Origin of the sequence: Neptunicoccus cionae (assembly GCF_014643735.1) — a bacterium.
Taxonomy (GTDB): Bacteria; Pseudomonadota; Alphaproteobacteria; order Rhodobacterales; family Rhodobacteraceae; genus Amylibacter; species Amylibacter cionae.
In genome coordinates, this window is sequence record NZ_BMKA01000004.1 from 242,974 (window position 1) to 269,737 (window position 26,764).

The following is a 26,764-nucleotide window of genomic DNA, read 5'->3' on the forward strand; positions in this document are numbered from 1 at the left end:
TCCATGGCGTTAACCATCTTTTCCATCATGATCGTTCTGCTGTTATTGGGCTTCCCAATGATGATCCCTTTGATCGTCGGCGCTTTCGTCGGGTTTTTCATGCTGTTTAACGGCTTCGACCAAATGGAAACCATGATCCAACAGATGATGGCGGGGATACGCCCTGCCTCTCTGATTGCGGTGCCGATGTTCATTTTCGCCGCTGACATCATGACGCGGGGCCAGTCTGCAGGCCGGTTGATTGATATGGTGATGTCCTTTGTGGGGCATATGAAGGGTGGCCTTGCGGTATCAACGGCGGCGGCTTGTACCATGTTTGGCGCGGTGTCCGGTTCGACCCAAGCCACTGTGGTGGCGATTGGGTCCCCGTTGCGACCGCGCATGTTGAAGGCGGGGTATAAGGACAGCTTTATTCTGGCGCTGATCGTGAATTCTTCGGATATTGCCTTCCTGATCCCGCCGTCCATCGGGATGATCATTTACGGCGTTGTTTCGAACACCTCGATTGCGGAACTGTTCATTGCGGGGATCGGTCCGGGGTTGTTGATCCTGCTGCTTTTCTCAATCTATTCCGTGATTTACGCGATCCGCCATAACGTACCAACGGAGGAGAAAACCACTTGGGGCCAGCGGGCGCGGGCTGTTCAAAAGGCGCTTTGGCCGCTCGGGTTTCCCGCGATTATTATCGGCGGGATTTACGGTGGGATATTCTCCCCGACGGAGGCTGCCGCCGCCTGTGTGCTCTATGCCTTGCTGCTTGAAACTGTCGTCTTCCGCTCGTTGAATTGGCACGGCGTTTATGAAACTGCCAAATCCACCGGACTCATCACGGCAGTTGTGTTCATCCTTGTGGGGGCTGGCGCTGCGTTTTCTTGGGTGATTTCGTTCGCGCAAATTCCACAGACCATTCTGGGGTCTATCGGCATTGATGAAATGGGGTCCATCGGCGTTCTGTTCGTGATCTCTATCGCCTTTTTCATCGGCTGTATGTTCGTCGACCCGATTGTGGTTATCCTCGTTCTGGTGCCGATCTTCGCGCCGGTGGTTAAATCTGTCGGGCTAGATCCCGTTCTTGTGGGGACAGTGATCACGCTGCAGGTGGCGATCGGCTCGGCCACGCCGCCGTTCGGGTGCGATATTTTCACGGCCATAGCGGTGTTCAAACGCCCCTACATAGAGGTCGTGCGCGGCACACCGCCGTTCATCCTGATGCTGCTGAGCGTATCTGTCGCCCTGATCTTTTTCCCACAAATCGCGCTGTTCCTGCGTGATCTGGCATTCGCAAAATAGACCGGAGGAGGAAGCCTATGTTCACCCACATCCTTGCGCCTTACGACGGGTCGGTTACGGCCAACCGCGCGCTGCACAAGGCGGCGGAAATGGCGTTGCTGACCGGTGCAAAGGTGACGCTGCTGACGGTGTATCGCCACCACTCTATGCTGGAGGCGTCGCTTTCGATGGTACGGGTCAGTGATCCGGGCAATCTGGACGATGCGATGAAGGAACATGCAACCGAGATTATTAACCACGGCAAAGCGGTGATGGCAGAGGCGGGCGTGACCAACCTGCGGGCCTTTGTCCGCTCTGGCAGGCCGGCGCGGGCGATCACCGAATTTGCCCAAAAACACGAAGCTGATCTGATCGTGTTAAGCAGTCGCGGGCTTGGATCTTCAGGGGACAGTTATCTGCTTGGAAGTGTCTCTCACAAGGTGATCGGTTTGGCGAAAATGCCGGTGCTTGTAATCTAAGTGTCGCTTTAAACCGCAATCACCCATTAATTGCGTTAAAGTCTTTCTTATCATTGACATCAACGCCAAAGGTGATGCCAATGATTGCATCCTGTCCGGTTGTTTATTTATCTGACGCTCCGGTCTGGAAACACTCTGACATTCGCATTACCGGAGACGTGCCATGACGACTTTTCAGGCAAATTTTACCACCGCAGAATACCTGCGTCGGATCGACAAAACCCGCAAGGCTATGGCGGCCAAAGGGCTGGATGCGATCATTGTAAGCGACCCTTCCAACATCTCTTGGTTGTCGGGTTATGACGGATGGTCCTTTTACACCTATCAAGCCGTAATTCTGACCCATGAGGGTGAACCTGTCTGGTGGGGTCGCGGAATGGATGCCCTTGGCGCGCGCCGGACCGTGTTCATGGAAGACGACTGCATCCGCGGTTATGACGATATCTATGTTCAGAACCCCGAAAAGCACCCGATGGAGGATCTGTCTGGCCTGTTAAGGGAGAAGGGTCTGGAAAAGGCGCGGCTTGGCGTTGAGATGGACAATTACTATTACGCTGCTGCTGCCCATGCGACCCTTGTTCGCGAACTGCCCGAGGCGACACTTCAGGATGCGACCGGCCTTGTGAACTGGCAACGCGCTGTGAAATCCGAACGCGAGATCGAATATATGCAGCGCGCCGGTCGGATCGTTGAGGTAATGCACGAGCATATTCTTGAGGTGGCCGAACCGGGCATGCGCAAGAACGATCTGGTTGCCGAAATCTATGCCGCTGGTATTCGCGGGGCGGACGGTTTCTGGGGCGATTACCCTGCGATTGTGCCCATGGCACCTTCCGGCATGGACGCCACCGCACCGCATCTAACATGGGACGATCGCCCGATGGAAACAGGCGAGGCGACTTTCTTTGAAATCGCAGGGGCGCACCGGCGCTATCAGTGTCCACAGTCGCGCACATTGTTCTTCGGCGAAGTGCCGCAGAAATACCGCGATGCAGAATCCGCAGTGCTCGACGCGATCGACGCGGGGCTGGAGCAGGCCAAACCGGGCAATCGCGCAGAAGATATTGCAAATGCGTTCAATGCTACGCTGAACAAGGCAGGATTTGAGAAAGACTCCCGCTGCGGTTATGCCATCGGCATCAGCTATCCACCCGATTGGGGCGAGCGGACGATCTCTTTCCGGCGCGGCGACCAAACGGTGCTGGAACCGGATATGACGTTCCATTTCATGCCAGCGCTGTGGCTGGATGATGGCGGTCTGGAAATAACCGAGCCGATCAGGATCACAGAGACCGGCCATGAGTGTTTCTGCAACACGCCGCGAAAGCTGTTTGTGAAAGACTGATACCGTCTATGAAAAGCGCGGCGGTTTGATGGATTTCGATATCCTGAACCGCCGTATGCTGATAGCCTGATCGCATGAAGCAGGCAAAGATCACCCCACCTACGCAAGAAACCACTTTCGCGCCGTTACCCCGTTGGGCCGAGCCTGCGAACGGGCAAACACCCGAGGCTATGGCCTTTGCGGCAGGCGCGTCGCTTTGTGTGCTGCATGGTCTGGTCACGGATCAAAGCGGTGCGGTTCCGGTGGCGTTGCTGCGCAACCGTTTGGCTTTGCTGGCGAGCGAGGCCGCTTTGCGCATTGAAGGGCGCGCCGAAACCACGGCGGCCATTCGCGATGCGGTGTATCTGACACGGCCCGGTGACGGGATGGGACCCGCCGGAGAGATGTATTTGCGCTGGCGGCGGAGCGCGGCCTTGCCGCTGCGCTCAAGGAACTGGATCAACCAATTGGGCGAGACCCTGCCCACCCCCTTCGCCGAGGCACTACCCCATTGGATGAAACTGACAGAAGCCACCGGAAGCCCCGCAGCCCAAGCAGCCAGCCTTATAGGTCTGATCCTAGAGGCCGACCCGCGCGAAGAAGCAACCGCGATGATCTGCGCGGATGCTGTGCTGGCCCGTGGTCTTGGCTGGTCGACACCACTACCGCTTTGTGCGCTTTATATGACCCGCGCGGTTCTGCGCGATCTGCGACAGCCGGACTTTCATCTGCTTTTAAACCGCTCTGCCAAAGCGGCAATTGGGATGGCCCATGACCTCAGTCGTCGCGCGGCAGTGTTGCGAAAGATTGCGCCGAAACTGCGCTCCAAGGGATCGGACCATGCCGTGGCGCTGTTCCTGCAAGAAGATGCGGTTTCGCCCAGCACTATGTTGTCGCCCGTTATCAAGGGCACAAATACTGCGATGACCGATCGTTCTGCCCGACGGCTTTGTGATCGTTTGGTCAGTCTTGGTGCGGCGAAAGAATTGACCGGACGGGGCAGCTTTCGACTATACGGGCTGGCGTGATGGAGCAGGAAGACGATTTTGATCGCGATCTTGCCGGATTGACGCCCGACAGACGATGGCATGAGTGGATGGCGCGGGTGGAGGCAGTTCTGTTTGCAAGTGACACTGTGGTCCCAAAGAAAACATTGATGGCAGTGATCGGGCAAGACGCATCGCTGAAAAAGCTGATTGGTGACATAAACGCCGCGCTCACGCACCGTCCCTATGAGGTGGTGGCCGTTTCCGGCGGCTGGATGATGCGCACCCGCAAAAGATACGCGCCTGCAATTCGCAAGGCCAGACACGGGGACGATAAGGGGGTGCGGTTGAGCGAGGCCGAACTGCTGGTGCTTGCAACCATCGCTTATCAGCAACCTGTCAGCCGCGCGGATTTGAAGGATGTGTTTGGCAAGGACGTGAACCGCGATCTGCTGTCCCGCCTGCAATACCGCAAACTTATTGCCAACGGACCCCGCAGCCCCCGTGCCGGTGCGCCCCATACTTTTGTGACAACATCGGAGTTTCTGCGGACCTTTGATCTCGACAGCCTGCGCGACCTGCCGGAAATGGATTTCCCGCAGGCCTGATACCGTCGATCAGGCCGCTTTGGTCAGAATATCGGTCAGTTCTTCAATCGACAGCAGGAATGGATTTGCTTTCATCGAAGAGGCCTGCGCCGAAAGTTCTGCGGTTTGCCCGTAGCTTTCAGATGACAGGCCAATCGCAGAAAGACCGCGCAATCCTTGTGCGCGGGACCAATCTTGCAAGGCTTGCAGCCCGTCTGTCTGTTCGGCGCTGCCGAAAATATCACTAATTATAGAGACCACCCAACCGGTGCGCCTTGCGATCTCGCTGTCTGCATCTGCGCGGGCGCGATGAGAGGCAAGGACCGCTGGCAGCAACGTGCCGCAGATTTCGCCGTGGGGCGCATTGGTCATGCCGCCGATCACTCCGGCGAACCCGTGTACTGCGCCCAGTCCGCCATTCGCCAGCGCCAACCCGCCGCAGGTGCTGACCCAGGCCATTTCGTCCATCGCCTCCGCTGAATTTTCCTCAATCAGCGGTTTCAGCGCGGATAGGCCGACAGGAATCGCCGCCAGACACAGGGCGTCCGTCATCGGGTTCGCCTTGGTTGAAAGATAGGGTTCGATAGCCTGCGTCACCGCGTCCAGTGCTGCGGATAATTTGACGGTGCGGGGTGCGCTTTCCATCAGGCTTGCATCGACAATGGCAACACGAGGTATCATGCGGGGGTCCCGCAGGCTGACTTTGATGCCGCGATCGGGAACGGTGATCACCGCGTTGCGCGTTACTTCCGATCCCGTCCCGGCCGTTGTGGGCAGCGCGATTACCGGCAGCGGCGCGGTGTCGAGCGTTCGCCCGTCGCCAACACCTTCAAGGTAGGCGCGGGGCGGGCCCTCACAAGGGATCAGCGCGGCAAGGGCTTTGGCGAAATCCATCACCGATCCGCCGCCAAGGGCGATGATCAGATCTGGCGGTGTTTCCTTGAACCGTGGCAGCGCGGTTTCCAGCAGGGGCAGGTCAGGTTCCCCGGCGCAGCCGATGGTTTCAACCTTCAGTCCTGCATCAGCGCATTGCGTTAACAGCCAGTCGGCCCGCTTTGGGTTCGCCCCGTGAACCAGCAGCACAGAGCGTCCGAACCCTGCCGCCAGATTGGCCGCAAGATCACATGTGCCGCGCCCGAAGTGGATCGAGTTCGGGGCGCTAAAGGCGAAATTCGTGAATGTCATTTTCGCAGAACCTCAAACGCTCATCGTGGCGTCGATTGCTTTCTTCCAACCGGCGTATTTGGCTTTGCGCTGGTCTTCTTTCATATCGGGCGTGAACTGTTTGTCGAGCGCCCAACCTTTGGCAAACGTTTCCTGATCGGGGTAAAGGCCCACGTGCATCCCCGCCAGCCACGCCGCGCCCAGTGCGGTTGTTTCCAGTACTTTCGGACGGTCCACAGGCGCTGCGATAATGTCAGAAAGGAACTGCATGGCAAAGTCGTTCGCGGACATGCCCCCGTCCACACGCAGAGTCGGTTGCACGCCGTCGACCTGCCAGTCCGCCGACATCGCATCAAGCAGATCGCGGGTCTGGAAGCCGACACTTTGCAGCGCGGCCCGTGCCATTTCCGCTGGACCGGATCCCCGCGTCAGCCCGAACACCGCACCACGGCAATCGGGGTTCCAATAGGGTGCGCCAAGGCCGACAAATGCGGGGACAAGGATCACGTCCTGATTGTCATCCGCCTCCATCGCCAGCGCTTGGGTCGCGGCTGCATCCTTGATAATCTGCAAACCGTCCCGCAGCCATTGCACCACGGCCCCCGCAACAAAGATCGACCCTTCCAGCGCATAGGTTGGTTTGCCGTCGAGTTGATAGGCAATCGTCGTCAGCAGCCGGTTTTTTGACACAACAGGGGTCTCACCCGTATTAAGCAGGGCAAAACATCCGGTGCCATAGGTGGATTTCAGCATCCCGGGTTTGAAACAGGCCTGCCCGACCGTGGCCGCCTGTTGGTCCCCCGCGACGCCGCAAATCGGGATTTCATGGCCGAACAGATCGGCCCGAGCACTGCCAAAATCGGCTGCGCAATCCTTGACTTCGGGCAGCATTTCCATCGGAATATCAAGCAGTTCGCAAATTGTACTGCTCCAACGGCCCTTGCGGATATCATAAAGCATGGTGCGCGCTGCATTGGTGGCGTCCGTGGCATGGACCTTGCCGCCCGTCAGCTTCCAGATCAGATAACAATCGACCGTGCCAAACAGCAGTTCGCCGTTTTCTGCTGCTTCGCGTGCGCCCTCTACGTTTTCTAGGATCCAGCGCAGTTTTGTGCCGGAGAAATATGGATCAACCAGCAATCCTGTGCGGTCTGCGATCATGTCGCCTTGCCCGCTGTCGCGCAAACTGCGGCAATATTCAGCGGTGCGGCGGTCCTGCCAGACGATGGCGTTGTAAACCGGGGCGCCGGTTTTGGCGTTCCAGACGATGGTGGTTTCGCGCTGGTTGGTGATGCCAATGGCCGTCACCTCGCGCGAGGATAATCCCGCCCGCTCAATCGCCGCGCGACAGGTGCCTGCTGTCGTCGCCCATAGGTCCGCTGGATCATGTTCGACCCAACCGGAGTTGGGGAAAATCTGGCGGAACTCTTCCTGCGCACTGGCAACAGGTTTCATGTTTTTGTCAAACAGAATGGCCCGCGTCGAAGTCGTGCCCTGATCAATGGCGAGGATATGGGTCATGGGATGTCCACCTGTTTTTGAGATGTCGATAGAATGTCGGTGCGCGGGCGTCTGTCAAGCCTTTGGCCGCAAGCCTGCGCGGGGTGGACTGGCCCGCGCATTCGGGGCCAGTCCGGTGTTGCGGATCGCAGGGGCGGCGAACCGCCCCTTGATCACCGGCTTACTGCCAGGATTTGATCAGCTCGTCGTAAGAAACCGTTTTTGGCTCTTCGTCTTCATTGGCCAGTTTGGCCTTAGGCGAACCAGGTTGGGACAGCCAGTGCTCTGGGTCCATTTCCTCGTTCATCTTCGGGCCGATGTCGCCTTGAACACCTGCACGCTCCAGACGGATCAGAACTTTTTCCTGATCGGCACACAAAGCGTCGAGCGCTTCTTGTGGGGTTTTCGCACCGGACATTGCGTCACCGATGTTCTGCCACCACAGCTGGGCCAGTTTCGGGTAGTCAGGCACGTTTGTACCGGTTGGGGACCACTGAACGCGGGCAGGGGAGCGGTAGAATTCTACCAGACCGCCAAGTTTTGGCGCCCGTTCGGTGAAGCTGTCGTGCTGGATCGTGGATTCACGGATGAATGTCAGACCAACGTGGGATTTCTTCACGTCTACAGTTTTGGATGTCACAAACTGGGCATAGAGCCACGCTGCTTGTGCGCGATCCACAGGTGTGGATTTCATCAGTGTCCAGGAACCGGCGTCTTGGTAGCCGATTTTGGTGCCTTCAGACCAGTAAGCGCCGTGTGGCGAAGGTGCCATCCGCCATTTCGGTGTACCGTCCTCGTTCATTACAGGCAGATCAGGTTCTACTGATGCCGCTGTAAAGGCTGTGTACCAGAACATTTGCTGTGCAACATTACCCTGCGCAGGAATTGGGCCTGCTTCGGAGAATGTCATACCGGCAGCCGCTGGTGGAGAGTATTTTTCCAGCCATTCGATTGCCTTGGTCACAGCATAAACCGCTGCTGGTCCGTTTGTGGCACCGCCACGGGCGACACAGGAACCAACAGGCTGGGAGTTCTCATTCACACGGATACCCCATTCGTCCACAGGCAGGCCGTTCGGCTCACCCACATCGCCTGCACCAGCCATGGACAGCCACGCATCGGTGTAGCGCCAGCCAAGGGACGGGTCTTTCTTACCGTAATCCATGTTGCCATAGATGTCGCCGTCAACGCCCATGTGGGACAGATCACGGCCGGTGAAGAATTCAGCGATGTCCTCATAGGCAGACCAGTTTACAGGCACGCCCAGATCATAGCCGTATTTCTCTTTGAAATCAGCTTTGTTCTTGTCGTCGTTGAACCAGTCATACCGGAACCAGTAAAGGTTGGCGAACTGCTGATCCGGCAGCTGGTAAACCTTGCCATCCGGTCCTGTCGTGAAGGACAGACCGATGAAATCTTCCAGATCCAGACCCGGATTTGTCACAGAAGCGCCTTCGCCTTCCATCCAGTCGGATAGGTTGCGGGCTTGCTGGTAACGCCAGTGGGTGCCGATCAGATCGGAGTCGTTGATATAGGCGTCATAGATGTTTTCGCCGGACTGCATTTGTGTTTGCAGCTTTTCAACCACGTCACCTTCACCAATCAGGTCGTGTGTGACCTTGATACCGGTGATCGCTTCAAAAGCAGGTGCCAAAGTGTTGGCTTCGTATTCGTGGGTGCCGATGGTCTCGGAAACCACATTGATGGACATGCCCTCAAACGGTTTGGCTGCATCCACAAAGAACTGAAGCTCTGCTTCTTGTTCTGCGCGGGACAGGACGGACATGTCTTTGATTTCGGAATCCAGAAACGCTTTGGCGGCGTCCATATCTGCGAACACAGGCGTGCTCAGCATACAGGCCACCACGCTTAACGCGGATGTTCCTTTAAGTCGCAAGTTCATTTTTGTTCCTCCCAAGGTTTGAACAATTAAGGCTTTCCGGTCTTGCGTGCCGGTGGGCCACTTTGATTACACCCAGCGAAACACCGCTACGGCGTAGAAAAAACAGACAATCAACGCGCCCCATTGCGACACGTCGGTCGTTGCGAGCCATGCCAGATTGATAAAGGCAGACCCCAACAGGGTGATGAACAGACGATCCCCCCGTGTGGTTTCAATCCGCAAAATGCCAACCCGAGGTGTCTCGGGGAATTTAATCGCAAGGATCGTGAACACGATCAGGGTCGCGGCGATGACTGCGAAGAAAATTGCAGTGGGCCAGGTCCATGCCATCCATTCCATAAGGTCTCTCCTTCGGTTTGTTTACACGCGACCCAGGGCAAAACCCTTGGCGATGTAGTTGCGGACAAAGTAAATCACCAATGCGCCGGGAACGATGGTCAGCACACCGGCAGCAGCCAGCACGCCCCAGTCAATACCGGCAGCCCCGACGGTGCGGGTCATGGTGGCTGCGATAGGTTTGGCGTCCACACTGGTCAGTGTCCGGCTGAGCAGCAATTCGACCCAGCTGAACATGAACAGGAAGAAAGCGGTAACACCGATGCCAGAGGCAACCAGAGGGGTGAAGATGCGGATAAAGAAGCGCGGGAACGAATAGCCGTCGATGTAGGCGGTCTCGTCGATTTCTTTTGGCACGCCACGCATGAAGCCTTCCAAAATCCAAACAGCCAGCGGCACGTTGAACAGACAATGGGCCAGCGCAACTGCGATATGGGTGTCAAACAACCCGACCGAGGAATACAGCTGAAAGAACGGCAGCGCGAAAACCGCAGGCGGTGCCATCCGGTTGGTCAGCAGCCAGAAGAACAGGTGTTTGTCGCCCATAAATGTATAGCGGCTGAAAGCATAGGCCGCTGGCAGCGCCACCGCGAGGCTGATCACCATGTTGATCACTACATAAGCCATCGAATTGAGATAGCCGGTGTACCAAGACGCATCCGTCAGGATGGTTAGATAGTTGTCAAAGGTCAGATCACGGGGCCACAGAGTAAATGTGTTCAGGATTTCCGTGTTGGTCTTCAGGCTCATCGTCAGCAGCCAATAGATCGGCAGCAGCAGGAATAACAGATAGAGCCCCATGACAATGGCGTTGCCCTTGATGCGGAAGCCACCGCGTTTTTGTGCAGAAACAGACATCAGTGGCCATCCCTTTTATCGAGGTTCGTCATAACGGTGTAGAACACATAGGAGATCAGCAGGATCACCAGATAATACATGATCGAGAAAGCCGCCGCCGGTCCAAGGTCAAACTGCCCCAGCGCCATTTTCACAAGATCAATCGACAGGAAGGTTGTCGAGTTACCCGGTCCACCGCCCGTCACCACGAATGGTTCGGTGTAGATCATGAAACTGTCCATAAACCGCAGCAGGATCGCGATCATCAGAACGCCGGTGATCTTTGGCAGCTCGATGAAACGGAACACGGCCCAGCGGCTGGCTTGGTCGATCTTGGCCGCCTGATAATAAGCATCCGGAATGGATTGCAGACCGGCATAGGCCAGAAGTGCGACAAGCGAGGTCCAGTGCCACACATCCATAACAATGACCGTAATCCACGCGGCATAGAAGTTCTGGGTGTAATTATAATCAATCCCCATTGCATCCAGCGTGTAACCCAGCAGGCCAATATCGACCCGACCGAAAATCTGCCAGATCGTGCCAACCACATTCCACGGGATCAACAGGGGCAGGGACATCAGTACCAGACAGAAGGACGCCCAGAACCCTTTCTTGGGCATATTCAGTGCTACAAAGATGCCGAGCGGAATTTCAATGGCGAGGATGATCGCGGAAAAAGCGATCTGCCGCCCCAGCGCATCCCACATCCGTTCGGACGCCATCATTTCGCGGAACCAGTCGATACCGGCCCAGAAGAACTGGTTGTTACCGAAAGTGTCCTGCACAGAATAGTTCACCACCGTCATCAGCGGGATCACAGCCGAAAAGGCGACAAGCACCAGAACGGGCAGGATCAGGAACCATGCCTTTTGGTTGACAGTCTTGTTCATTATTTCTCCCCCGCAGGTGCAACGCGCCAGCTGTCCGCGTAGATGTTGATCCCCGCCGGATCGAACACGATCCGGTTGGCATCCGGTGAAATAGAGCTGCCTTCTTCGGCAATCACGTTGATCTCGGTGCCGTTGAAGTCTGCGCGCACGATCTTGTGGCGGCCAACGTCCTCGACCCTTTTAACGGTCACGGGCAGTCCGGTGTCTCCGCTGGTCAGCGTAGTGAATTCCGGACGGACGCCCAGTTCAACCTTGCCAGAAACCGCACCGAACCCTTGGCCAAGCGCAATTTCTGTACCGTTCAGAACCGCCTTGTCGCCAGACACTGTCGCATCCAGCACGTTCATACCGGGGGAGCCGATGAAATAGCCCACGAAGGTATGTTCAGGACGTTCGAACAGCTCTTGCGGCGTGCCCATTTGCACCACGCGACCATCATACATCACCACAACCTTATCCGCAAAGGTCAGCGCCTCTGTCTGGTCGTGGGTCACGTAAATCATGGTGTGGCCAAATTCGTGGTGAAGGGATTTCAACTGCGTGCGCAGTTCCCATTTCATATGTGGGTCGATCACCGTCAGTGGCTCGTCAAACAGCAGCGCGTTCACATCTTCACGCACCATCCCCCGCCCGAGCGAGATCTTCTGCTTGGCATCCGCGGTCAGTCCACGGGCCTTGCGGTTCAGCATTTCTTCCATGCCGATCATCTGTGCGATCTGTTGCACACGGTCCCGCACATAGGCCGCATCCGCCCCGCGATTGCGCAGCGGAAAGGCCAGATTGTCCCGCACAGTCATCGTGTCATAGACCACCGGAAACTGGAAAACCTGCGCGATGTTGCGCTCCGTCGTGGGCGCGTGGGTCACGTCCTTGTCGTCAAACAGGATACGTCCCTGACTGGGATGCAACAGGCCGGAAATGATGTTGAGCAACGTGGATTTCCCGCACCCCGAGGAGCCGAGCAGCGCATAGGCTTCGCCGTCCACCCAATCGTGGTTCAGCTCTTTCAGGGCGTAATCCTGTTCCCCTTTCGGGTTTGGCAGATAGGAATGAGCCAGATTGTCGAGGGTGATTTTAGCCATGGGTCAAGCCCTCTGTCGCTGTCGCGGTTTGTGTCTCTGTAGCGTAGGCAGCAGGGGCAACAGATGTGCCGTCCTGCGCAAAGATGTAAACGTGGCGGGGATCAAGAAAGACTTTCAGCGCTACCCCGATTTCAAGGTCTTTCACCCCGTGGATCAGACCCACCCAATTTTCACCGTGATGATCCAGATGGACGAAAGTCTCTGATCCGGTGATCTCTTTGACCTGCAAGGTTCCGGTAAATTCCAGCGTGGCATTGCCACGGTTTTCCAGTTCCAGATGGTTGGGCCGGAAACCGGCCACGTATTCACCGTCAGGCAGAGCCGCAAATCCGGCGGAACCGGCGCTTTGCCCGTCGCCGAAGTGCAAAGTATCGCCGGATTTACGAATGTTGAGAAAGTTCATCGGCGGATCGGAAAACACCCGCGCTGTGGTCGCATCTACCGGCTGGCGGTAGACGATCGGGGTCTTGTCGAATTGTGTGATCCGGCCTTCCCACATGGTCGCCGTGTTCCCGCCAAGCAGCAGGGCTTCCTCAGGTTCTGTTGTGGCGTAAACAAAGATCGACCCGGCTTCCTCAAAAATCTTCGGGATCTCTGCGCGCAGTTCTTCACGCAGTTTATAGTCCAGATTGGCCAGCGGTTCATCGAGCAGCACCAGACCCGCATCCTTGACCAGCGCACGAGCCAGCGCACACCGTTGCTGTTGCCCGCCGGACAGTTCCAGCGGCTTGCGGTCCAGCATTTCCGACAGTTTCATCAGATCTGCGGCTTTCTTCACAGCCGCGTCAATTTCCGCCGCAGTCTTGCCAAGAAGGCGCATCGGGCTGGCGATGTTTTCATAAACAGTCATCGAAGGGTAGTTGATAAACTGTTGGTACACCATCGCAACACCACGATCCTGCACCCGCATGCCGGTGACATCCTTGCCGTCCCAGAACACCTTGCCGGTGTTGGGCACATCAAGCCCCGCCATTAAGCGCATCAGGGATGTTTTACCCGCCAAAGTCGGGCCAAGCAGCACGTTCATGGTTCCCGAGCGCAGCTCAAGATCCGTGGGGTGGATATGGGTCTGGCCGTTCACGACCTTGGATACACCCTCAAGTACAAGTGCCATGCTATTCTCCTTGTGCGCGTTTTGCGGGCGCCTGACCGGAATTCGTGGCAGAATTATCAGCCATCCATTTATCCAGCGCGTCAATTTCCTGTGGCGTCATGCGCAGCCCCAATTTGGAGCGCCGCCAGACGATATCCTGCGCCGTGCGCGCGTATTCCTTATCCATCAGCCAGAGCACTTCACGTTGATAAAGGTCACTGCCGAAATCCTGCCCCAGATCAGCGGCAGATTTTGCATCGCCGAGAATTTCAAAAGCGTCGGTGCCATAGGCCTTGATCAGACGGGCACACCAACGTGGGGACAGAAAATCGTATTGCGCAGAAAGCTTGCTTTTCAGCTCCTCAACCCCGCGCACCGGAAAATCACCACCCGGCAAAGGTACGCCAGCGGTCCAGCGGTCCGGCAACCCGTCAAAATGCGGCGCAATCTTTTCCAGCGCGGTTTCGGCCAAACGGCGGTAGGTAGTGATCTTCCCGCCAAACACGTTCAACATCGGCGCACCCGCAGAGGTGTCCACCTTCAGCACATAATCCCGTGTCGCCGCCGTGGCCGAACTTGCCCCGTCATTATAAAGCGGGCGCACGCCGGAATAGGTCCAGACGATGTCCTCTTTGGTGACAGTTGACTTGAGATAGTTTGACGCGAACTCAAGCAGATAATCCCGTTCTTCGGGGGTGCATTCCGGCTTTTGGGACACGTCGTCATGATCCGCGTCGGTGGTGCCGATTAGGGTGAAATCTGTCTCGTAGGGGATTGTAAAGATGATGCGTCCATCTTCGCCTTGAAAGAAATAGCATTTGTCGTGGTCGTACAGCTTGCGGGTCACAATGTGGCTGCCTCGCACCAGACGCACGCCTTCGGTTGTGTTGATCCGCGCGGTGTTGCGGATCACGTTTTCCACCCAAGGCCCGCCCGCATTAACCAGCATCTTCGCGGTAACGGTGCGCTGGTCGCCCGTATCGGTATCTTCCAGCGTGATCGACCAATGGCCGTCCACTTGTTCGGCAGACACAACCTTGGTGCGCACGTTGATTTTCGCACCGCGGGCTTCGGCATCCCGTGCATTCAGCACAACAAGGCGGCTGTCTTCAATCCAGCAATCCGAATATTCATAGGCTTTGTGAAAGCGGTCTTGCAGCGGCGCGCCGTCGACTGAGTTGTCCAGACTGACAGACTTGGTGCCTTCCAGTATCTCGCGGCCACCCAAATTATCGTAAAGAAACAGGCCCAGCCGTACCAACCATGCAGGGCGGCGGCCCTTCATCCACGGCATCACAAATCCCAGCAGTTTGGACGTGGGGGTATCGCCCTCAAAGCGCATGTCTTTGTGATAGGGCAGCACAAATCGCATCGGCCAGGAAATATGAGGCATCGCCTTGAGCAGGGTTTCCCGTTCAATCAGGGCTTCGCGCACCAGACGCACTTCCCAGTATTCCAGATAGCGCAATCCGCCGTGGAACAGTTTAGTTGATGCTGAAGAGGTAGCAGACGCCAGATCGTTCATCTCGGCCAGTTCAACCCGCAAGCCACGTCCCGCCGCATCACGGGCGATGCCGCATCCGTTAATGCCGCCGCCAATGACGAACAGGTCAATCATATCCTGATTTCCGTGCTGACTCACTTATACCTCCACCATCACAACGATCACCGAATTTGGCTCCACCCTCCGGCTTGTGACTTGGAATATACCAACAGCATTTCCAGATTTGTTGCAATAACGAATGTTCGTTTATTTTCTTTTTCAGATTAAACATTGATTTTGCTCTGTTTATTTTTTCGTTTTAACCGATATTTCGCCGCGCTTCACAAACTTTCTCGAATCGCGCTCTTGACCTTCGTCGGCGCTCGTTGATTGATGCAGGGTGGAGGACAACCCAAGGCAGGTGTTGAAAACGGGAAGAGGGACACATCATTATGGTGTCAAATTTCAGGCAGCAGGAAATTCTCGAAATTGCGCGGGAACAAGGCAAAGTCACTGTCGACGGGCTGGCGGAACGCTACGATGTTACGGTGCAAACCATCCGGCGCGATCTCGCGGAACTGTCCGAAAGCGGGCGGTTGGAGCGGGTTCACGGCGGGGCTGTGATGCCTTCTGGGGTGGTGAATATCATTTACGAAGAACGCCGCCGTTTGAACGAGGCTGGCAAAAAGGCCATCGGCCAGCGCTGTGCGGCGGCTATTCCCAATGGGGCATCTGTTTTTATGAACATCGGCACCAGCACGGAAGCGGTGGCGCGGGAACTGCTCGATCATGAAAACCTGTTGGTGGTGACGAACAACCTGAACATCGCGAATATTCTAGCCGCGAACCAAAGCTGCGAGATCATCCTGGCGGGTGGTGTCCTGCGCCGCGCGGACTCCGGTATTGTGGGCGGGTTAACGGTAGAGATGGTGAAACAGTTCAAATTTGATTACTCGGTTCTGGGGTGCTCTGCCATTGATACGGACGGAGATTTGCTGGATTTTGACGGTCAGGAAATCATGGTCAGCAGCACCGCGATCCAGCGGTCCCGCAAGGTCATGATCGTGGCGGATCATCTGAAATTCCAGCGAAAAGCCCCCCTGAACATCTGTTCCCTGCGCGACGTGGATGTGTTCTACACAGACGGCAAATTGCCCAAATCCCTTATGGAGGATTGCGTCGGCTGGGGCACTGAGGTCGAGATTGCCGAACCTGCAGGTTTGCGGGGGCGCAGAGCGACTTAGCATGAAACCGACAGACAATACCGGGTGGTTCTTTGTGCTGCCCGCCATGGCAGTGCTTGGCCTGATCGGGCTGATCCCGCTGATCACGGTTGTGAACTATTCCTTCTTTGAAATTTTCATCCTCAGTTCGCGCTTTTGGGTCGGGCTTGAATGGTACGCAGAACTGATCGGCTCTGCCCGCTTCTGGCAGAGCTTTGCCCGCAGTGCGCTGTTTTCGATGATTGTTCTACTCATTCAAATTCCGCTCGGCATCGCGCTTGCCCTATGCATCCCGAGGGGGCGCATCTGGATCGGCTTGTCGCTTGTGGTGGTGGCACTGCCACTGCTGGTACCGTGGAATATGATCCCCGCGCTGTGGCTCAGCCTGCTCAATCCGGACACTGGAATTTTGGGGCGTTTGGGTGCGGTTCTCGGATGGCCTGCGAATTGGAAGGATTCCGTGCTTCACACTTGGGTGGTGATTGTTGCGATGGATGTCTGGCACTGGACTAGCCTTGTGGTGATCTTGTGCTATTCGGCGCTGACAACCATTCCCGCCGCTTATTATCAGGCTGCTGCAATTGACGGCGCGCGTCCTTGGGACGTGTTCCGGTTTATCCAGTTTCCACGCTTGCAGAATGTCCTGCTGATGGCCGTTTTGCTGCGCTTTATGGATTCCTTTATGATCTACACCGAAGCGTTCCCGATAAACGCAGGCGGTCCGGCACAGGCGACACTGTTTCTGGCGGTTGATCTTGGGGAGGAAATAAAAGCGTTTAATTACGGTCCCTCTGCGGCGCGCTCGGTTCTCTATTTCCTAATCATCGTGACTGTGGCGTGGCTGTTTACCAAGGCGCAGGGCAAGCTGGAGGATAAGGCCGCGTCATGATCCTGATCTATCGACACCTCGGCGCGATAAAGATCGCGGGCTTGCTGATTTTTATGGTTTTCGTCTGCTTGCCACTTGTGCAAATGACCCTGCTCAGCTTTATTGCAACGCTGCCCCATGAGGGACTAGAGGTCGGCCAATTCACGATCCGCAACTTCACCACCATCCTGACTGAGCCCAACCTGCGCGCCGCTTTCGCAAATTCCATTGCTTACGTGCTGATTAACATCTGCATCACCATTCCCGTCGCGCTGCCTGCGGCTTATGCATTTTCACGCATGTCGTTTCTGGGGGATAAATCCCTGTTTCTGGCCTTCATCGCCTTTCGCATTACCCCGCCTGTCGTGCTGACGCTGCCAGTGTTCCAGCTGTTCTCGGCCCTTGGGATTGTCAATTCCGTGTTTGGCATCGCGTTGGCCCATTGCCTGTTCAACTTGCCGATTTCCATCTGGATTTTGCAGGGTTTCATTTCCGCAATCCCCAAGGAGATGGACGAAACCGCCTTTATTGATGGCTATTCGCGGCCCCGTTTTATCTGGTCGATCCTGATCCCCCAGATCAGGGCGGGCGTCGCTGTGGCGGCTTTCTTTTGCTTTATGTTCTCTTGGGTAGAGGTGGTTTTTGCCCGCATCCTGACCACCACCAACGGCAAGCCGATCAGCATGGCGATCAGTTCCTTGTTCGGGTTCCAAACCGATATCGGGCTGGTCATGGCCGTGACACTGGCGTCAATGGCGCCCGGCGCGGTTTTGCTTTTTGCAATGCGAAACCACCTGTCACGCGGTTTCCGGATCGGTCAGGTTTGACGCGGGGGGCTGGAGCATGCAGAACTTGTGCAGGATACGGATTTAACAAAATTTGCTTTATGCAGGAGCCTGATTTTTATGACACCCGAACAACTGCGCAGCCTTTACGGTGCCCCTTCTCCAGCGGCAGCGGCAAAAGTGATCACGACGCTGGATCATCATTGCCGCGCCTTTATTGAAAACTCTACGTTTCTGGTTATGGCCACAAGCAATGGGCAAACTCTCGACGTGTCGCCAAAGGGTGATCCGGCGGGTTTTGTCACGGTAGAAAGCGATACCACGTTGCTGATACCGGATCGTCCGGGCAACAACCGGATCGACGGTTTGATGAATATACTGGCCAACCCGCAAGTGGCGCTGATCTTTCTAATTCCCACGGTAGGGGAAACTCTGCGCGTGAACGGGCGCGCAGAAATTCTGGACGATCCGGCGATTTGCGCGCAATTTCAGGTCAACGGGCGCAGTCCTAAAACGGTCACACGGGTAACAGCGGAAAAAGTACTGACGCACTGTGGCAAGGCACCGATCCGCGCAGGACTGTGGAAACCAGAGAACTGGCCCGACGAACGGCCCGTAGCCACGCTCAGCGATATGATCCGCGATCACGCCGCAGGAGAGGCTGAGGTAGTGGATGATGCGACAATGCAAGCGAATTATCAAAAGACACTCTACTAGGGCTTTGGCCGGACAGGTTTATAATGACACAAGACAACCACATCTGCTCGCGGATTGAAAACATGCGCGGGCTTGATCCTGCTCAACGGCTTGAAGCTGTCGGGCAGGCTGCCGGATTGTCGCCCGAAGATCTGAATATTCTGGCCGGACGGGATGTTCTCGATATGGCCCGCGCCGATGGCATGATCGAAAACGTGGTCGGCAAATTCGAACTGCCGCTCGGCGTTGCGACGAATTTTGTGGTGAACGGTAAGGAATACCTTGTCCCGATGGCGGTTGAGGAACCATCGGTGGTGGCCGCCGCGTCCTACATGGCAAAAATTGCGCGGGGGTTTGGCGGTTTCAAAACCAATGCAACCGCGCCTTTGATGCGGGCACAGGTACAAGTGCTCGGGCTTGGTGATCCCCATGCCGCCCGCCAGCGTATCCTGTCCAATCGTGACAGCCTGATTGCAGCGGCCAATAAGAAAGACACACTGTTGGTCGAACTTGGCGGTGGCTGTCAGGATATCGAGGTTCACGTTTTCGACGACACACCTGTTGGGCCGATGGTGGTGGCCCATTTGATCGTTGATGTGCGCGATGCAATGGGTGCGAATACTGTCAACACGATGGCGGAGGCGCTTGCCCCCGAAGTGGAACAGATCACAGGTGGCACGGTGCGGCTGCGCATCCTGTCCAATCTTGCGGACAAACGGATCGTGCGCGCTCGTGTGGAACTGCCCCCAGAGGCGCTGGATACCAAGGATCTGAACGGGGCGGATGTGGCCAGAGGCATGGTTGAGGCCTGCACGCTGGCGATCATCGATCCCTACCGCGCGGCGACCCACAACAAGGGGATCATGAACGGGATTGATCCGGTCGTTCTGGCCACCGGCAACGACTGGCGCGCGATTGAGGCTGGCGCCCATGCCTATGCGGCGCGGGACGGGCGTTACACATCGCTGACGCGGTGGGAACTGACGGCGGATGGCGGGCTGGCGGGGAGTATTGAACTGCCCCTCGCGCTTGGTCTGGTGGGCGGGGCGACGAAAACCCATCCTTCTGCGCAGGCTGCCTTGCGTCTGATGGACGTGACATCTGCGGTCGAACTGGCCGAGGTAACGGCGGCTGTCGGTTTGGCACAAAATATGGCGGCATTGCGCGCACTTTCGACCGAGGGCATCCAAAAGGGTCACATGGCGCTTCATGCCCGCAATATCGCGATCCTTGCCGGTGCAACGGGTGCGGACGTAGACCGGATCGCCCGCGCATTGGTCGCGTCCGGGGATGTCAGTGCCGCGAACGCACAGAAGCTGCTGACCGACGATTAACCACACTGCCGAAGCATCGCTGCCCTATAAAAACGACGCGCCCAACCCATTGGTCGAGCGCGCCGGTGTATTGATCTAACCGCTGGTGCGGACCGCGGAAATTACAAAATTCCCGGCAGGTTCAGGCCGTTTTCCCGCGCACAGTCTTTGGCCTCTTCATACCCCGCATCCGCGTGGCGCATAACGCCCGTTGCCGGATCGTTCCAAAGCACCCGAGCAATGCGGCGGTCGGCGTCTTCTGACCCGTCACAGCAAATTACCATGCCCGAATGCTGGGAAAAGCCCATGCCAACGCCGCCACCGTGATGCAGCGACACCCAAGTCGCACCAGATGCGGTGTTCAAAAGCGCGTTCAGCAGGGGCCAGTCCGATACAGCGTCAGAGCCGTCCATCATCGCCTCGGTTTCGCGGTTGGGCGATGCCACAGAGCCGCTGTCCAGATGGTCGCGTCCGATCACAATCGGGGCTTTCAACTCGCCGTTGCGCACCATTTCGTTGAAGGCCAGCCCCAGTTTGTGGCGGACACCCAGACCCACCCAGCAAATCCGTGCGGGCAGCCCTTGGAATGAAATACGCTCGCGGGCCATATCAAGCCAGTTGTGCAGATGGGCGTCCTCGGACAGGATCTCTTTCACTTTGGCGTCTGTTTTGTAAATGTCTTCAGGATCACCCGACAGCGCGGCCCAGCGGAACGGACCGACACCGCGGCAGAACAGCGGGCGAATATAGGCGGGCACAAAACCGGGGAAGTCAAACGCGTTGTCCAGCCCTTCTTCCAGCGCCATCTGACGAATGTTGTTGCCGTAATCCACGGTCGGAATGCCCATTGCGTGGAAATCACACATCGCTTTGACCTGCACCTTCATGCTGGCCCGTGCTGCTTTTTCTACGGTTTTTGGATCGCTCTCGCGCTTTTCGCGCCACTGTCCCATCGTCCAGCCCTGCGGCAGGTAGCCGTTCACCGGATCATGGGCCGAGGTCTGGTCTGTTACGATATCAGGGCGCACGCCCCGCTTCACCAATTCGGGGAAAATATCAGCGGCGTTGCCCAGCAGGCCAACGGATTTTGCCTCCCCTGCGGCGGTCCAGCGTTCGATCATCTCAAGCGCTTCGTCCAGCGTCTCGGCCTTTTCGTCCACGTATTTGGTGCGCAGGCGGAAGTCGATGGATTCCGGATTACACTCCACCGCCAGACAGCAGGCCCCCGCCATCACAGCCGCCAGAGGTTGCGCACCGCCCATGCCACCAAGACCGCCCGTCAAGATCCATTTGCCTTTCAGATCGCCGTCAAAATGCTGGCGACCTGCCTCGACGAAGGTTTCATAGGTGCCCTGCACAATCCCTTGCGAGCCGATGTAAATCCACGATCCGGCAGTCATCTGCCCGTACATTGCCAGACCTTTTTTATCCAGCTCGTTGAAATGGTCCCAATTGGCCCAATGGGGCACGAGGTTGGAGTTGGCGATCAAAACGCGGGGCGCGTCTTTGTGGGTTTGGAACACACCAACAGGTTTGCCCGATTGCACCATTAGGGTCTGGTCTTCCTCAAGCGCCTTCAGGCTTTCGACGATCTTGTCAAAATCCGCCCAAGTACGTGCCGCACGACCAATGCCGCCGTAGACCACCAGCTCGTGCGGGTTTTCAGCCACATCGGGGTGCAAGTTGTTCATTAACATCCGCATGGGTGCTTCGGTCAGCCAGCTTTTGGCGGTGATTTCAGTGCCGGTAGCGGGAAAGACATCGCGGGCATTTTTACGGGGATTGGTCATGGGGTACCTTTCGAAATGAATCTCGGTAATAGGATGGATCAGGCTCTGAGAGCGGGGGATGTGACGGCGGCGGCCTTCAGGATTGCGCCGGTGCGGATCAGCGTTGACGCTTGTTCCAGATCAGGGGCGAGATAGCGGTCGTCCTCGATCGTGGCGACAGTCTTGCGCAGTTCTTTCACAACACGCTCCAGCGGGGCGCTGGTGGTCAGGGGCGCGCGGAATTCAATCCCTTGTGCGGCACATAGCAATTCGACGCCAAGGATGCGCTCCAGATTGGCGACCATGCGTCCCAGACGCACAGCGCCGTGGGCGGCCATGCTGACGTGGTCTTCCTGATTGGCGCTGGTGGGGGTGCTGTCCGTGACACAAGGGTTCGCCAGATGTTTGTTTTCAGACATCAGGGCTGCGGTTGTGACCTCGGCGATCATCAGGCCGGAGTTCAGGCCCGGATTAGGTGTCAGAAATGGCGGCAGATCGTGGCTCAGCACCGGATCAACGATCAGCGCGATGCGGCGCTGTGCGATTGCGCCGATTTCGGCAACGGCAAGTGCGATCATATCCGCCGCAAAGCCCACGGGTTCGGCGTGGAAATTCCCGCCCGATACGATCAGATCGGCCCCCACCAGCACCAGCGGATTGTCAGTGGCGGCGTTGGCCTCGATCTCTAGCGTGCGGGCGGCCATGCGCAGCATGTCCATCGCGGCCCCGGTGACTTGGGGCTGGCAGCGGATGCAATAGGGGTCTTGCACACGGGTGTCACCCTCGCGGTGGCTTTCCCGAATGACGGAGCCTTCCAGAAGGTCGCGCATTGTGGCGGCGGCTTCGATCTGTCCGGCATGGCCGCGCAGGGCGTGGATTTCCGGTTGCAGCGGCGCGGTGGAGCCCATGATGGCATCCGTGGACAAAGCAGAGGTCACCAAAGCAGAGCTCATCGATTGCCACGCATCAAACAATCCGGCAAGCGCAAAGGCCGTGCTGAATTGCGTGCCGTTGATTAGCGCCAGACCCTCTTTTGCGCCAAGCACTACAGGGGTCAGGCCTGCGCGTTTCAAGGCTTCGCCACCGGAAAGGGTTTCCCCTTCAAATTCCGCCTCGGCGTGTCCCATCATCACAGCGGCCATATGGGCCAGTGGCGCAAGGTCGCCAGAGGCCCCGACAGACCCTTGCACAGGGATCAGCGGCGTCACGCCGTTTTCCAGCATGGCTTCGATCAGTTGCACGATCTCAAGCCGCACACCGGAGGCCCCGCGCCCGAGGCTCAGCAGCTTTAGCGCCATCATCAGGCGGGCGTGTCCGGTCGCGATCGGTTCCCCGACGCCGCAGCAGTGGGACAGGATCAGGTTGCGTTGCAAAGTTGCTGTGTCTTTGGATTTGATCTTAACACTGGCGAGTTTGCCAAAGCCGGTGTTCACCCCGTAAACGGCGGCATCCCCATTGGCGGCGGACTCGATCCGTTTATGTGCTTCGATGATATCGGGGTGGCAGGCGGTGTCCAGTTTAACACTGGTGCCCTCGCGGTAGATCATGGCCAGATCGTCCAGCGTTACAGAACCGGGGGTGAGGGTAAGCGTGGTCATGTAAGGTCTCCGAAAATACGGGTGTGGAGGGGATTAAATCCGATGCGATAGGCCAGTTCGGCAGGGTGCTTTACATCCCAAACCGCAAGATCGGCCTTTTGACCCGCTGCAAGCGTGCCCTGATCCGTCAGGCCAAGTGCACGGGCCGCCTGCACGGTGACACCGCGCAGGGCTTCTTCGGGGGTCATGCGGAACAGGGTGCAGCCCATGTTCAGGGTCAGCAGAAGGGAGTTTAACGGCGAAGACCCCGGATTGATGTCTGTGGCCAAGGCCATCGGGACGCCGTGTTTGCGCAGCAGATCAATCGGCGGCGCCTGTGTTTCGCGCAGCGTATAGAACGCTCCGGGCAGGATCACGGCAACGGTTCCAGCATCTGAGAGTGCTTTTACACCGTCCTCATCCAGATACTCGATATGATCCGCCGACAAAGCGCCGTAGCGGGCGGCAAGTTTTGCGCCCCCGAGATTGGACAGTTGTTCCGCGTGCAGCTTGACCGGAAGACCCAGTTCCTTAGCCACTTCAAAGACGCGGGCGATCTGATCCGGCTGGAAGGCAATACCTTCGCAGAACCCGTCAACCGCATCCACCAGCCCTTCGGCGTGGGCGGCGCGCAGGGCAGGGATGCATACCTCGTCTATATAGACGTCGTCGCGGTCTTTGTATTCAGCGGGTGTTGCGTGGGCCCCAAGGAAGCTGGTTACGACCTGAACGGGGCGGTGGTTCGCGATGGAACGGGCAACCCGCAACATGCGCAGTTCGGTTTCAATATCCAGACCATAGCCGGATTTGATTTCCAGCGTGGTGACACCTTCGCTGATCAATACATCAACGCGGCGCAAGGCTTCGTCTGTAAGTTCGGCTTCGCTTGCGTTGCGGGTGGCTGTCACGGTTGAGACGATTCCACCACCGGCGCGGGCGACCTCTTCGTAAGATGCTCCGTTCAGGCGCATCTCAAATTCGACAGCGCGGTCTCCGCCGTGAACGATATGGGTGTGACAGTCGATCAGGCCGGGTGTGACCAGCTTTCCGTCCAGAGATGTCTTTTCAAACGATTGATATTGCGCAGGAATACTCGCGTCAGAGCCGATCCAGACGATCTGTCCGCCCTCGAGCGCAATGGCCGCATCTTCGATCATTCCATAAGACGCGTCAGTTTGCGTCATAGTTGCTGCATTCAAATCGGTAAGCAGGCGGTTCTGTTTCGGCATGGCTGTGAGTCTCCTTCGAGTTTGTTAATAAGTATAATCTCAATCGCATTATGTCTATACATAAAGTGAGTATAACCTGATGTAGGCGAACACACGCACGCCATATACCGTGCATTCTAGCCCGCCAGCTAATCGCTCACAGCGCCTGAACTTGCCGATAGATGGCAGCAGTTATATTTCGCGTTGTAGTGTGCTTGGTGTTCGGGATAGAAAGCGGACAACTCGGCACGAAAGGCAACTTCTCCGTGAAAATGCGCGATACATTCATTAAACCGATGCACCCCGAAGGCCGCAAGTTTGTGGCTATCTTTGCAGCGGTAACTTTGGTCCTGTTCCTCATCGCTGACGTGCTCGGCTGGATTGGGGTCGGCCTGACAGTCTGGTGCTATTACTTTTTCCGCGATCCCAAGCGGGTCACACCGGAGCGGGACGGTCTGATCGTCAGCCCGGCGGACGGGGTCGTGTCCCTGATCGAAAAAGCGGTGCCGCCAGCGGAACTTGGCATGGCGGATACGCCCCTGACCCGCGTAAGTGTGTTTATGAGCGTCTTCAACTGCCACGTGAACCGCGCGCCAATCGGGGGTAAGATTACGGCCATTGCCTATCGTCCGGGTAAATTCTTTAACGCCTCTCTGGATAAGGCGAGTTCGGATAACGAGCGCAACAGCCTGTGCATTGAAATGGAAGACGGACGCCAGATTGCCGTCGTGCAGATCGCCGGACTGGTGGCGCGCCGTATCGTTTGTTTTTCAAAAGTTGGTGATGGCATCCGCACTGGCGCAAGGTTCGGTCTGATCCGGTTCGGCTCGCGTCTGGATGTCTATCTGCCTGACGATGTCGCGCCTCTGGTGTGTCTGGGGCAGAATATGGTCGCGGGGGAAACGGTTCTCGCTGATCTGACCAGCGACGAGCCGCGCCGGACAGGGCGGACGGATTAAGCCATGTCCACCCCCCCAAGTGATACTAAAGCGGAAATCAGCATACTCCAGCTTTTGCCCAATGTGATCACCATCGGGGCAATCTGTGCAGGGTTGACCGCGATCCGTTTCGGGTATCAGGGAGATTTTGAAACCTCGGTGCGTCTTATCCTGCTGGCCTGTGTTCTGGATGGAATTGACGGGCGGCTCGCGCGGATGATGAACAGCGACAGTGCGGTTGGTGCGGAGCTGGACTCGCTTGCGGATTTTCTGAATTTCGGCGTGGCTCCGGTGTTGATCCTGCACCACTGGGCGCTGACGGATACCACCGGATTGGGCTGGATTGCGGTGCTTTGTTACACGATCTGCTGTGTGCTGCGCTTGGCGCGGTTCAATGTCTCGAGCCGTTTGGAAAAACTGTCCCCAGACCCAAGCAGCGGAACCGATCACTTCATCGGCGTGCCTTCTCCGGCAGGGGCGGTGCTGGTTATGTTGCCGATGTTTGTGGCCTTCCTGTTCCCTGACATCGGGATAATCCCACCTGTTGCGATTGCTATTTATATCGGAGCGATCGGCTTGCTGATGATCAGCCGCCTGCCTACATATTCATTCAAGAACGTCTCTATCGCCCGCACTTACGCAAAATACCTGATGCTGGTGGCAGTGCTGATGGCGGCGGCGTTGTTCACATATCTTTGGGCAACACTCGTTCTGTTCTGCGTGATCTATCTGCTGGGACTGGTGCGGGCATTTCAACTGGATCGAAGAGCGAAGAAAAACACAGAAGGGTAGTTTTGATGGAACTTGAGGCAGTCAAATCCTCGTATGCGCGATGGGCTCCTGTTTATGACAAGACGTTCGGCATAATCACTGGCAGCGGAAGACGCGCTGCGGTGGGGTTCATCAACCGCCAGAAAAACTGCCACGGTGTGCTAGAGGTGGGCGTGGGCACCGGACTTGCCCTGCCGCACTACCATGAAGAGCTGAATGTGACGGGCGTGGATTTCAGCACGGATATGCTCGACAAGGCCCGTTCCAAGGTGGAAAAACAGGGGCTGAAACACGTAAAAGCACTGCGCCAGATGGATGCGAGAGAGCTGGATTTCCCTGACAACTGTTTTGATGCGGTCGCTGCGATGCACATCGTGTCTGTGGTGCCGGAGCCGGAAAGGGTGATGGCAGAAATGGCCCGCGTTTGCAAACCGGGGGGAAAGATTGTGATCACCAACCACTTTGCCAAAGAAGACGGCGCAATGGCGGTGGTTGAAAAAATGTCTGCACCTTTTGCCAATCTGCTCGGCTGGCATTCCGATTTCGCGATGGACACAGTGCTTCAGCAACCGAACCTAAAGCTTGTGGAAAAGCGTCCCTTGCCGCCTGTGAACATGATGACATTTCTGGTGTTGGAAAAAATTCAAACCAATTAAACCGCCCCCTTTCTGATCGCACCG

At 56.9% G+C, this 26,764-nt stretch carries 25 protein-coding genes; 13 read left to right on the forward strand and 12 right to left on the reverse strand.

The features are described 5' to 3' along the window. The first annotated feature begins 3 nt into the window (after positions 1 to 3). From IEX10_RS15105 to scpB, 5 genes are all read left to right on the forward strand, one after another. Complete coding sequence (locus IEX10_RS15105) at positions 4 to 1,290, forward strand: TRAP transporter large permease (RefSeq protein WP_188677096.1); 1,287 nt, start codon at positions 4 to 6, stop codon at positions 1,288 to 1,290. Positions 1,291 to 1,307: 17 nt separating this feature from the next. Further along, positions 1,308 to 1,748: a universal stress protein gene (locus IEX10_RS15110; protein ID WP_188677099.1), complete on the forward strand. Its 441-nt coding sequence runs from the start codon at positions 1,308 to 1,310 to the stop codon at positions 1,746 to 1,748. 163 nt (positions 1,749 to 1,911) lie between these two features. After that, complete coding sequence (gene doeA, locus IEX10_RS15115; RefSeq protein ID WP_188677102.1) at positions 1,912 to 3,093, forward strand: ectoine hydrolase DoeA; 1,182 nt, start codon at positions 1,912 to 1,914, stop codon at positions 3,091 to 3,093. Positions 3,094 to 3,167: 74 nt separating this feature from the next. Further along, the gene (locus tag IEX10_RS15120) at positions 3,168 to 4,100 is read left to right on the forward strand and encodes a DUF1403 family protein (RefSeq protein ID WP_188677105.1); all 933 of its coding nucleotides are present in this window, start codon (positions 3,168 to 3,170) and stop codon (positions 4,098 to 4,100) included. After that, positions 4,100 to 4,666 carry an SMC-Scp complex subunit ScpB gene (gene scpB, locus IEX10_RS15125; protein WP_188677108.1) on the forward strand — a complete coding sequence of 189 codons (567 nt, stop codon included), beginning with the start codon at positions 4,100 to 4,102 and terminating at the stop codon, positions 4,664 to 4,666. Before IEX10_RS15120 ends, scpB begins: the two co-directional genes overlap by 1 nt. Positions 4,667 to 4,675: 9 nt before the next feature. On the opposite strand, the gene IEX10_RS15130 is transcribed toward scpB, so the two are convergent. The 9 genes from IEX10_RS15130 to glpD all read right to left on the reverse strand — a co-directional run bounded on the left by IEX10_RS15130 (position 4,676) and on the right by glpD (position 15,071). Continuing rightward, positions 4,676 to 5,830 (reverse strand): iron-containing alcohol dehydrogenase, encoded by a 1,155-nt coding sequence (locus IEX10_RS15130; RefSeq protein WP_188677110.1) that lies wholly within the window; start codon positions 5,828 to 5,830, stop codon positions 4,676 to 4,678. A gap of 12 nt (positions 5,831 to 5,842) precedes the next feature. Further along, a complete protein-coding gene (glpK, locus tag IEX10_RS15135) occupies positions 5,843 to 7,330 on the reverse strand; it encodes a glycerol kinase GlpK (protein WP_188677113.1) in 1,488 nt (495 codons plus the stop codon). 160 nt (positions 7,331 to 7,490) lie between these two features. Next, a complete protein-coding gene (locus IEX10_RS15140; protein ID WP_188677116.1) occupies positions 7,491 to 9,212 on the reverse strand; it encodes an ABC transporter substrate-binding protein in 1,722 nt (573 codons plus the stop codon). Positions 9,213 to 9,278: 66 nt separating this feature from the next. Next, complete coding sequence (locus IEX10_RS15145; RefSeq protein ID WP_069300620.1) at positions 9,279 to 9,551, reverse strand: DUF2160 domain-containing protein; 273 nt, start codon at positions 9,549 to 9,551, stop codon at positions 9,279 to 9,281. A gap of 21 nt (positions 9,552 to 9,572) precedes the next feature. Continuing rightward, positions 9,573 to 10,406 carry a carbohydrate ABC transporter permease gene (locus IEX10_RS15150; RefSeq protein ID WP_188677119.1) on the reverse strand — a complete coding sequence of 278 codons (834 nt, stop codon included), beginning with the start codon at positions 10,404 to 10,406 and terminating at the stop codon, positions 9,573 to 9,575. Then, positions 10,406 to 11,278: a carbohydrate ABC transporter permease gene (locus tag IEX10_RS15155; RefSeq protein WP_188677122.1), complete on the reverse strand. Its 873-nt coding sequence runs from the start codon at positions 11,276 to 11,278 to the stop codon at positions 10,406 to 10,408. The genes IEX10_RS15150 and IEX10_RS15155 overlap by 1 nt, the downstream gene beginning before the upstream one ends. Beyond that, positions 11,278 to 12,360 carry an ABC transporter ATP-binding protein gene (locus tag IEX10_RS15160; protein ID WP_188677124.1) on the reverse strand — a complete coding sequence of 361 codons (1,083 nt, stop codon included), beginning with the start codon at positions 12,358 to 12,360 and terminating at the stop codon, positions 11,278 to 11,280. The genes IEX10_RS15155 and IEX10_RS15160 overlap by 1 nt, the downstream gene beginning before the upstream one ends. Next, on the reverse strand, positions 12,353 to 13,474 hold the full coding sequence (locus IEX10_RS15165; protein ID WP_188677127.1) for an ABC transporter ATP-binding protein: 1,122 nt from the start codon (positions 13,472 to 13,474) through the stop codon (positions 12,353 to 12,355). The genes IEX10_RS15160 and IEX10_RS15165 overlap by 8 nt, the downstream gene beginning before the upstream one ends. A gap of 1 nt (position 13,475) precedes the next feature. Next, positions 13,476 to 15,071 carry a glycerol-3-phosphate dehydrogenase gene (gene glpD / locus IEX10_RS15170; RefSeq protein ID WP_188677129.1) on the reverse strand — a complete coding sequence of 532 codons (1,596 nt, stop codon included), beginning with the start codon at positions 15,069 to 15,071 and terminating at the stop codon, positions 13,476 to 13,478. Between the two features lie 317 nt (positions 15,072 to 15,388). Between glpD and IEX10_RS15175 the strand changes: the two genes are divergently transcribed. The 5 genes from IEX10_RS15175 to IEX10_RS15195 all read left to right on the forward strand — a co-directional run bounded on the left by IEX10_RS15175 (position 15,389) and on the right by IEX10_RS15195 (position 19,842). Then, the gene (locus IEX10_RS15175; RefSeq protein ID WP_188677131.1) at positions 15,389 to 16,180 is read left to right on the forward strand and encodes a DeoR/GlpR family DNA-binding transcription regulator; all 792 of its coding nucleotides are present in this window, start codon (positions 15,389 to 15,391) and stop codon (positions 16,178 to 16,180) included. Between the two features lies 1 nt (position 16,181). Then, complete coding sequence (locus tag IEX10_RS15180) at positions 16,182 to 17,048, forward strand: carbohydrate ABC transporter permease (protein ID WP_188677133.1); 867 nt, start codon at positions 16,182 to 16,184, stop codon at positions 17,046 to 17,048. Next, positions 17,045 to 17,854 (forward strand): carbohydrate ABC transporter permease, encoded by an 810-nt coding sequence (locus IEX10_RS15185; RefSeq protein WP_188677135.1) that lies wholly within the window; start codon positions 17,045 to 17,047, stop codon positions 17,852 to 17,854. Before IEX10_RS15180 ends, IEX10_RS15185 begins: the two co-directional genes overlap by 4 nt. Positions 17,855 to 17,932: 78 nt before the next feature. Continuing rightward, entirely contained in the window at positions 17,933 to 18,529 is a 597-nt protein-coding gene (locus IEX10_RS15190; protein ID WP_188677137.1) for a pyridoxamine 5'-phosphate oxidase family protein, read from the forward strand. Positions 18,530 to 18,552: 23 nt separating this feature from the next. Beyond that, the gene (locus IEX10_RS15195) at positions 18,553 to 19,842 is read left to right on the forward strand and encodes a hydroxymethylglutaryl-CoA reductase, degradative (RefSeq protein WP_188677140.1); all 1,290 of its coding nucleotides are present in this window, start codon (positions 18,553 to 18,555) and stop codon (positions 19,840 to 19,842) included. 101 nt (positions 19,843 to 19,943) lie between these two features. On the opposite strand, the gene hutU is transcribed toward IEX10_RS15195, so the two are convergent. From hutU to hutI, 3 genes are read right to left on the reverse strand one after another with little or no spacing between them, the layout of a single operon-like run. Continuing rightward, positions 19,944 to 21,611: a urocanate hydratase gene (gene hutU, locus IEX10_RS15200; protein WP_188677143.1), complete on the reverse strand. Its 1,668-nt coding sequence runs from the start codon at positions 21,609 to 21,611 to the stop codon at positions 19,944 to 19,946. 38 nt (positions 21,612 to 21,649) lie between these two features. After that, the gene (gene hutH, locus IEX10_RS15205; protein WP_188677146.1) at positions 21,650 to 23,188 is read right to left on the reverse strand and encodes a histidine ammonia-lyase; all 1,539 of its coding nucleotides are present in this window, start codon (positions 23,186 to 23,188) and stop codon (positions 21,650 to 21,652) included. Beyond that, on the reverse strand, positions 23,185 to 24,396 hold the full coding sequence (hutI, locus tag IEX10_RS15210; RefSeq protein WP_188677149.1) for an imidazolonepropionase: 1,212 nt from the start codon (positions 24,394 to 24,396) through the stop codon (positions 23,185 to 23,187). The genes hutH and hutI overlap by 4 nt, the downstream gene beginning before the upstream one ends. A gap of 245 nt (positions 24,397 to 24,641) precedes the next feature. Between hutI and IEX10_RS15215 the strand changes: the two genes are divergently transcribed. From IEX10_RS15215 to IEX10_RS15225, 3 genes are read left to right on the forward strand one after another with little or no spacing between them, the layout of a single operon-like run. Then, positions 24,642 to 25,334 (forward strand): phosphatidylserine decarboxylase, encoded by a 693-nt coding sequence (locus tag IEX10_RS15215; protein ID WP_188677151.1) that lies wholly within the window; start codon positions 24,642 to 24,644, stop codon positions 25,332 to 25,334. A gap of 3 nt (positions 25,335 to 25,337) precedes the next feature. Continuing rightward, positions 25,338 to 26,105 carry a CDP-alcohol phosphatidyltransferase family protein gene (locus tag IEX10_RS15220; RefSeq protein WP_188677152.1) on the forward strand — a complete coding sequence of 256 codons (768 nt, stop codon included), beginning with the start codon at positions 25,338 to 25,340 and terminating at the stop codon, positions 26,103 to 26,105. A gap of 5 nt (positions 26,106 to 26,110) precedes the next feature. Beyond that, positions 26,111 to 26,740: a class I SAM-dependent methyltransferase gene (locus IEX10_RS15225; protein ID WP_188677155.1), complete on the forward strand. Its 630-nt coding sequence runs from the start codon at positions 26,111 to 26,113 to the stop codon at positions 26,738 to 26,740. The last annotated feature ends 24 nt before the right edge of the window (positions 26,741 to 26,764 follow it).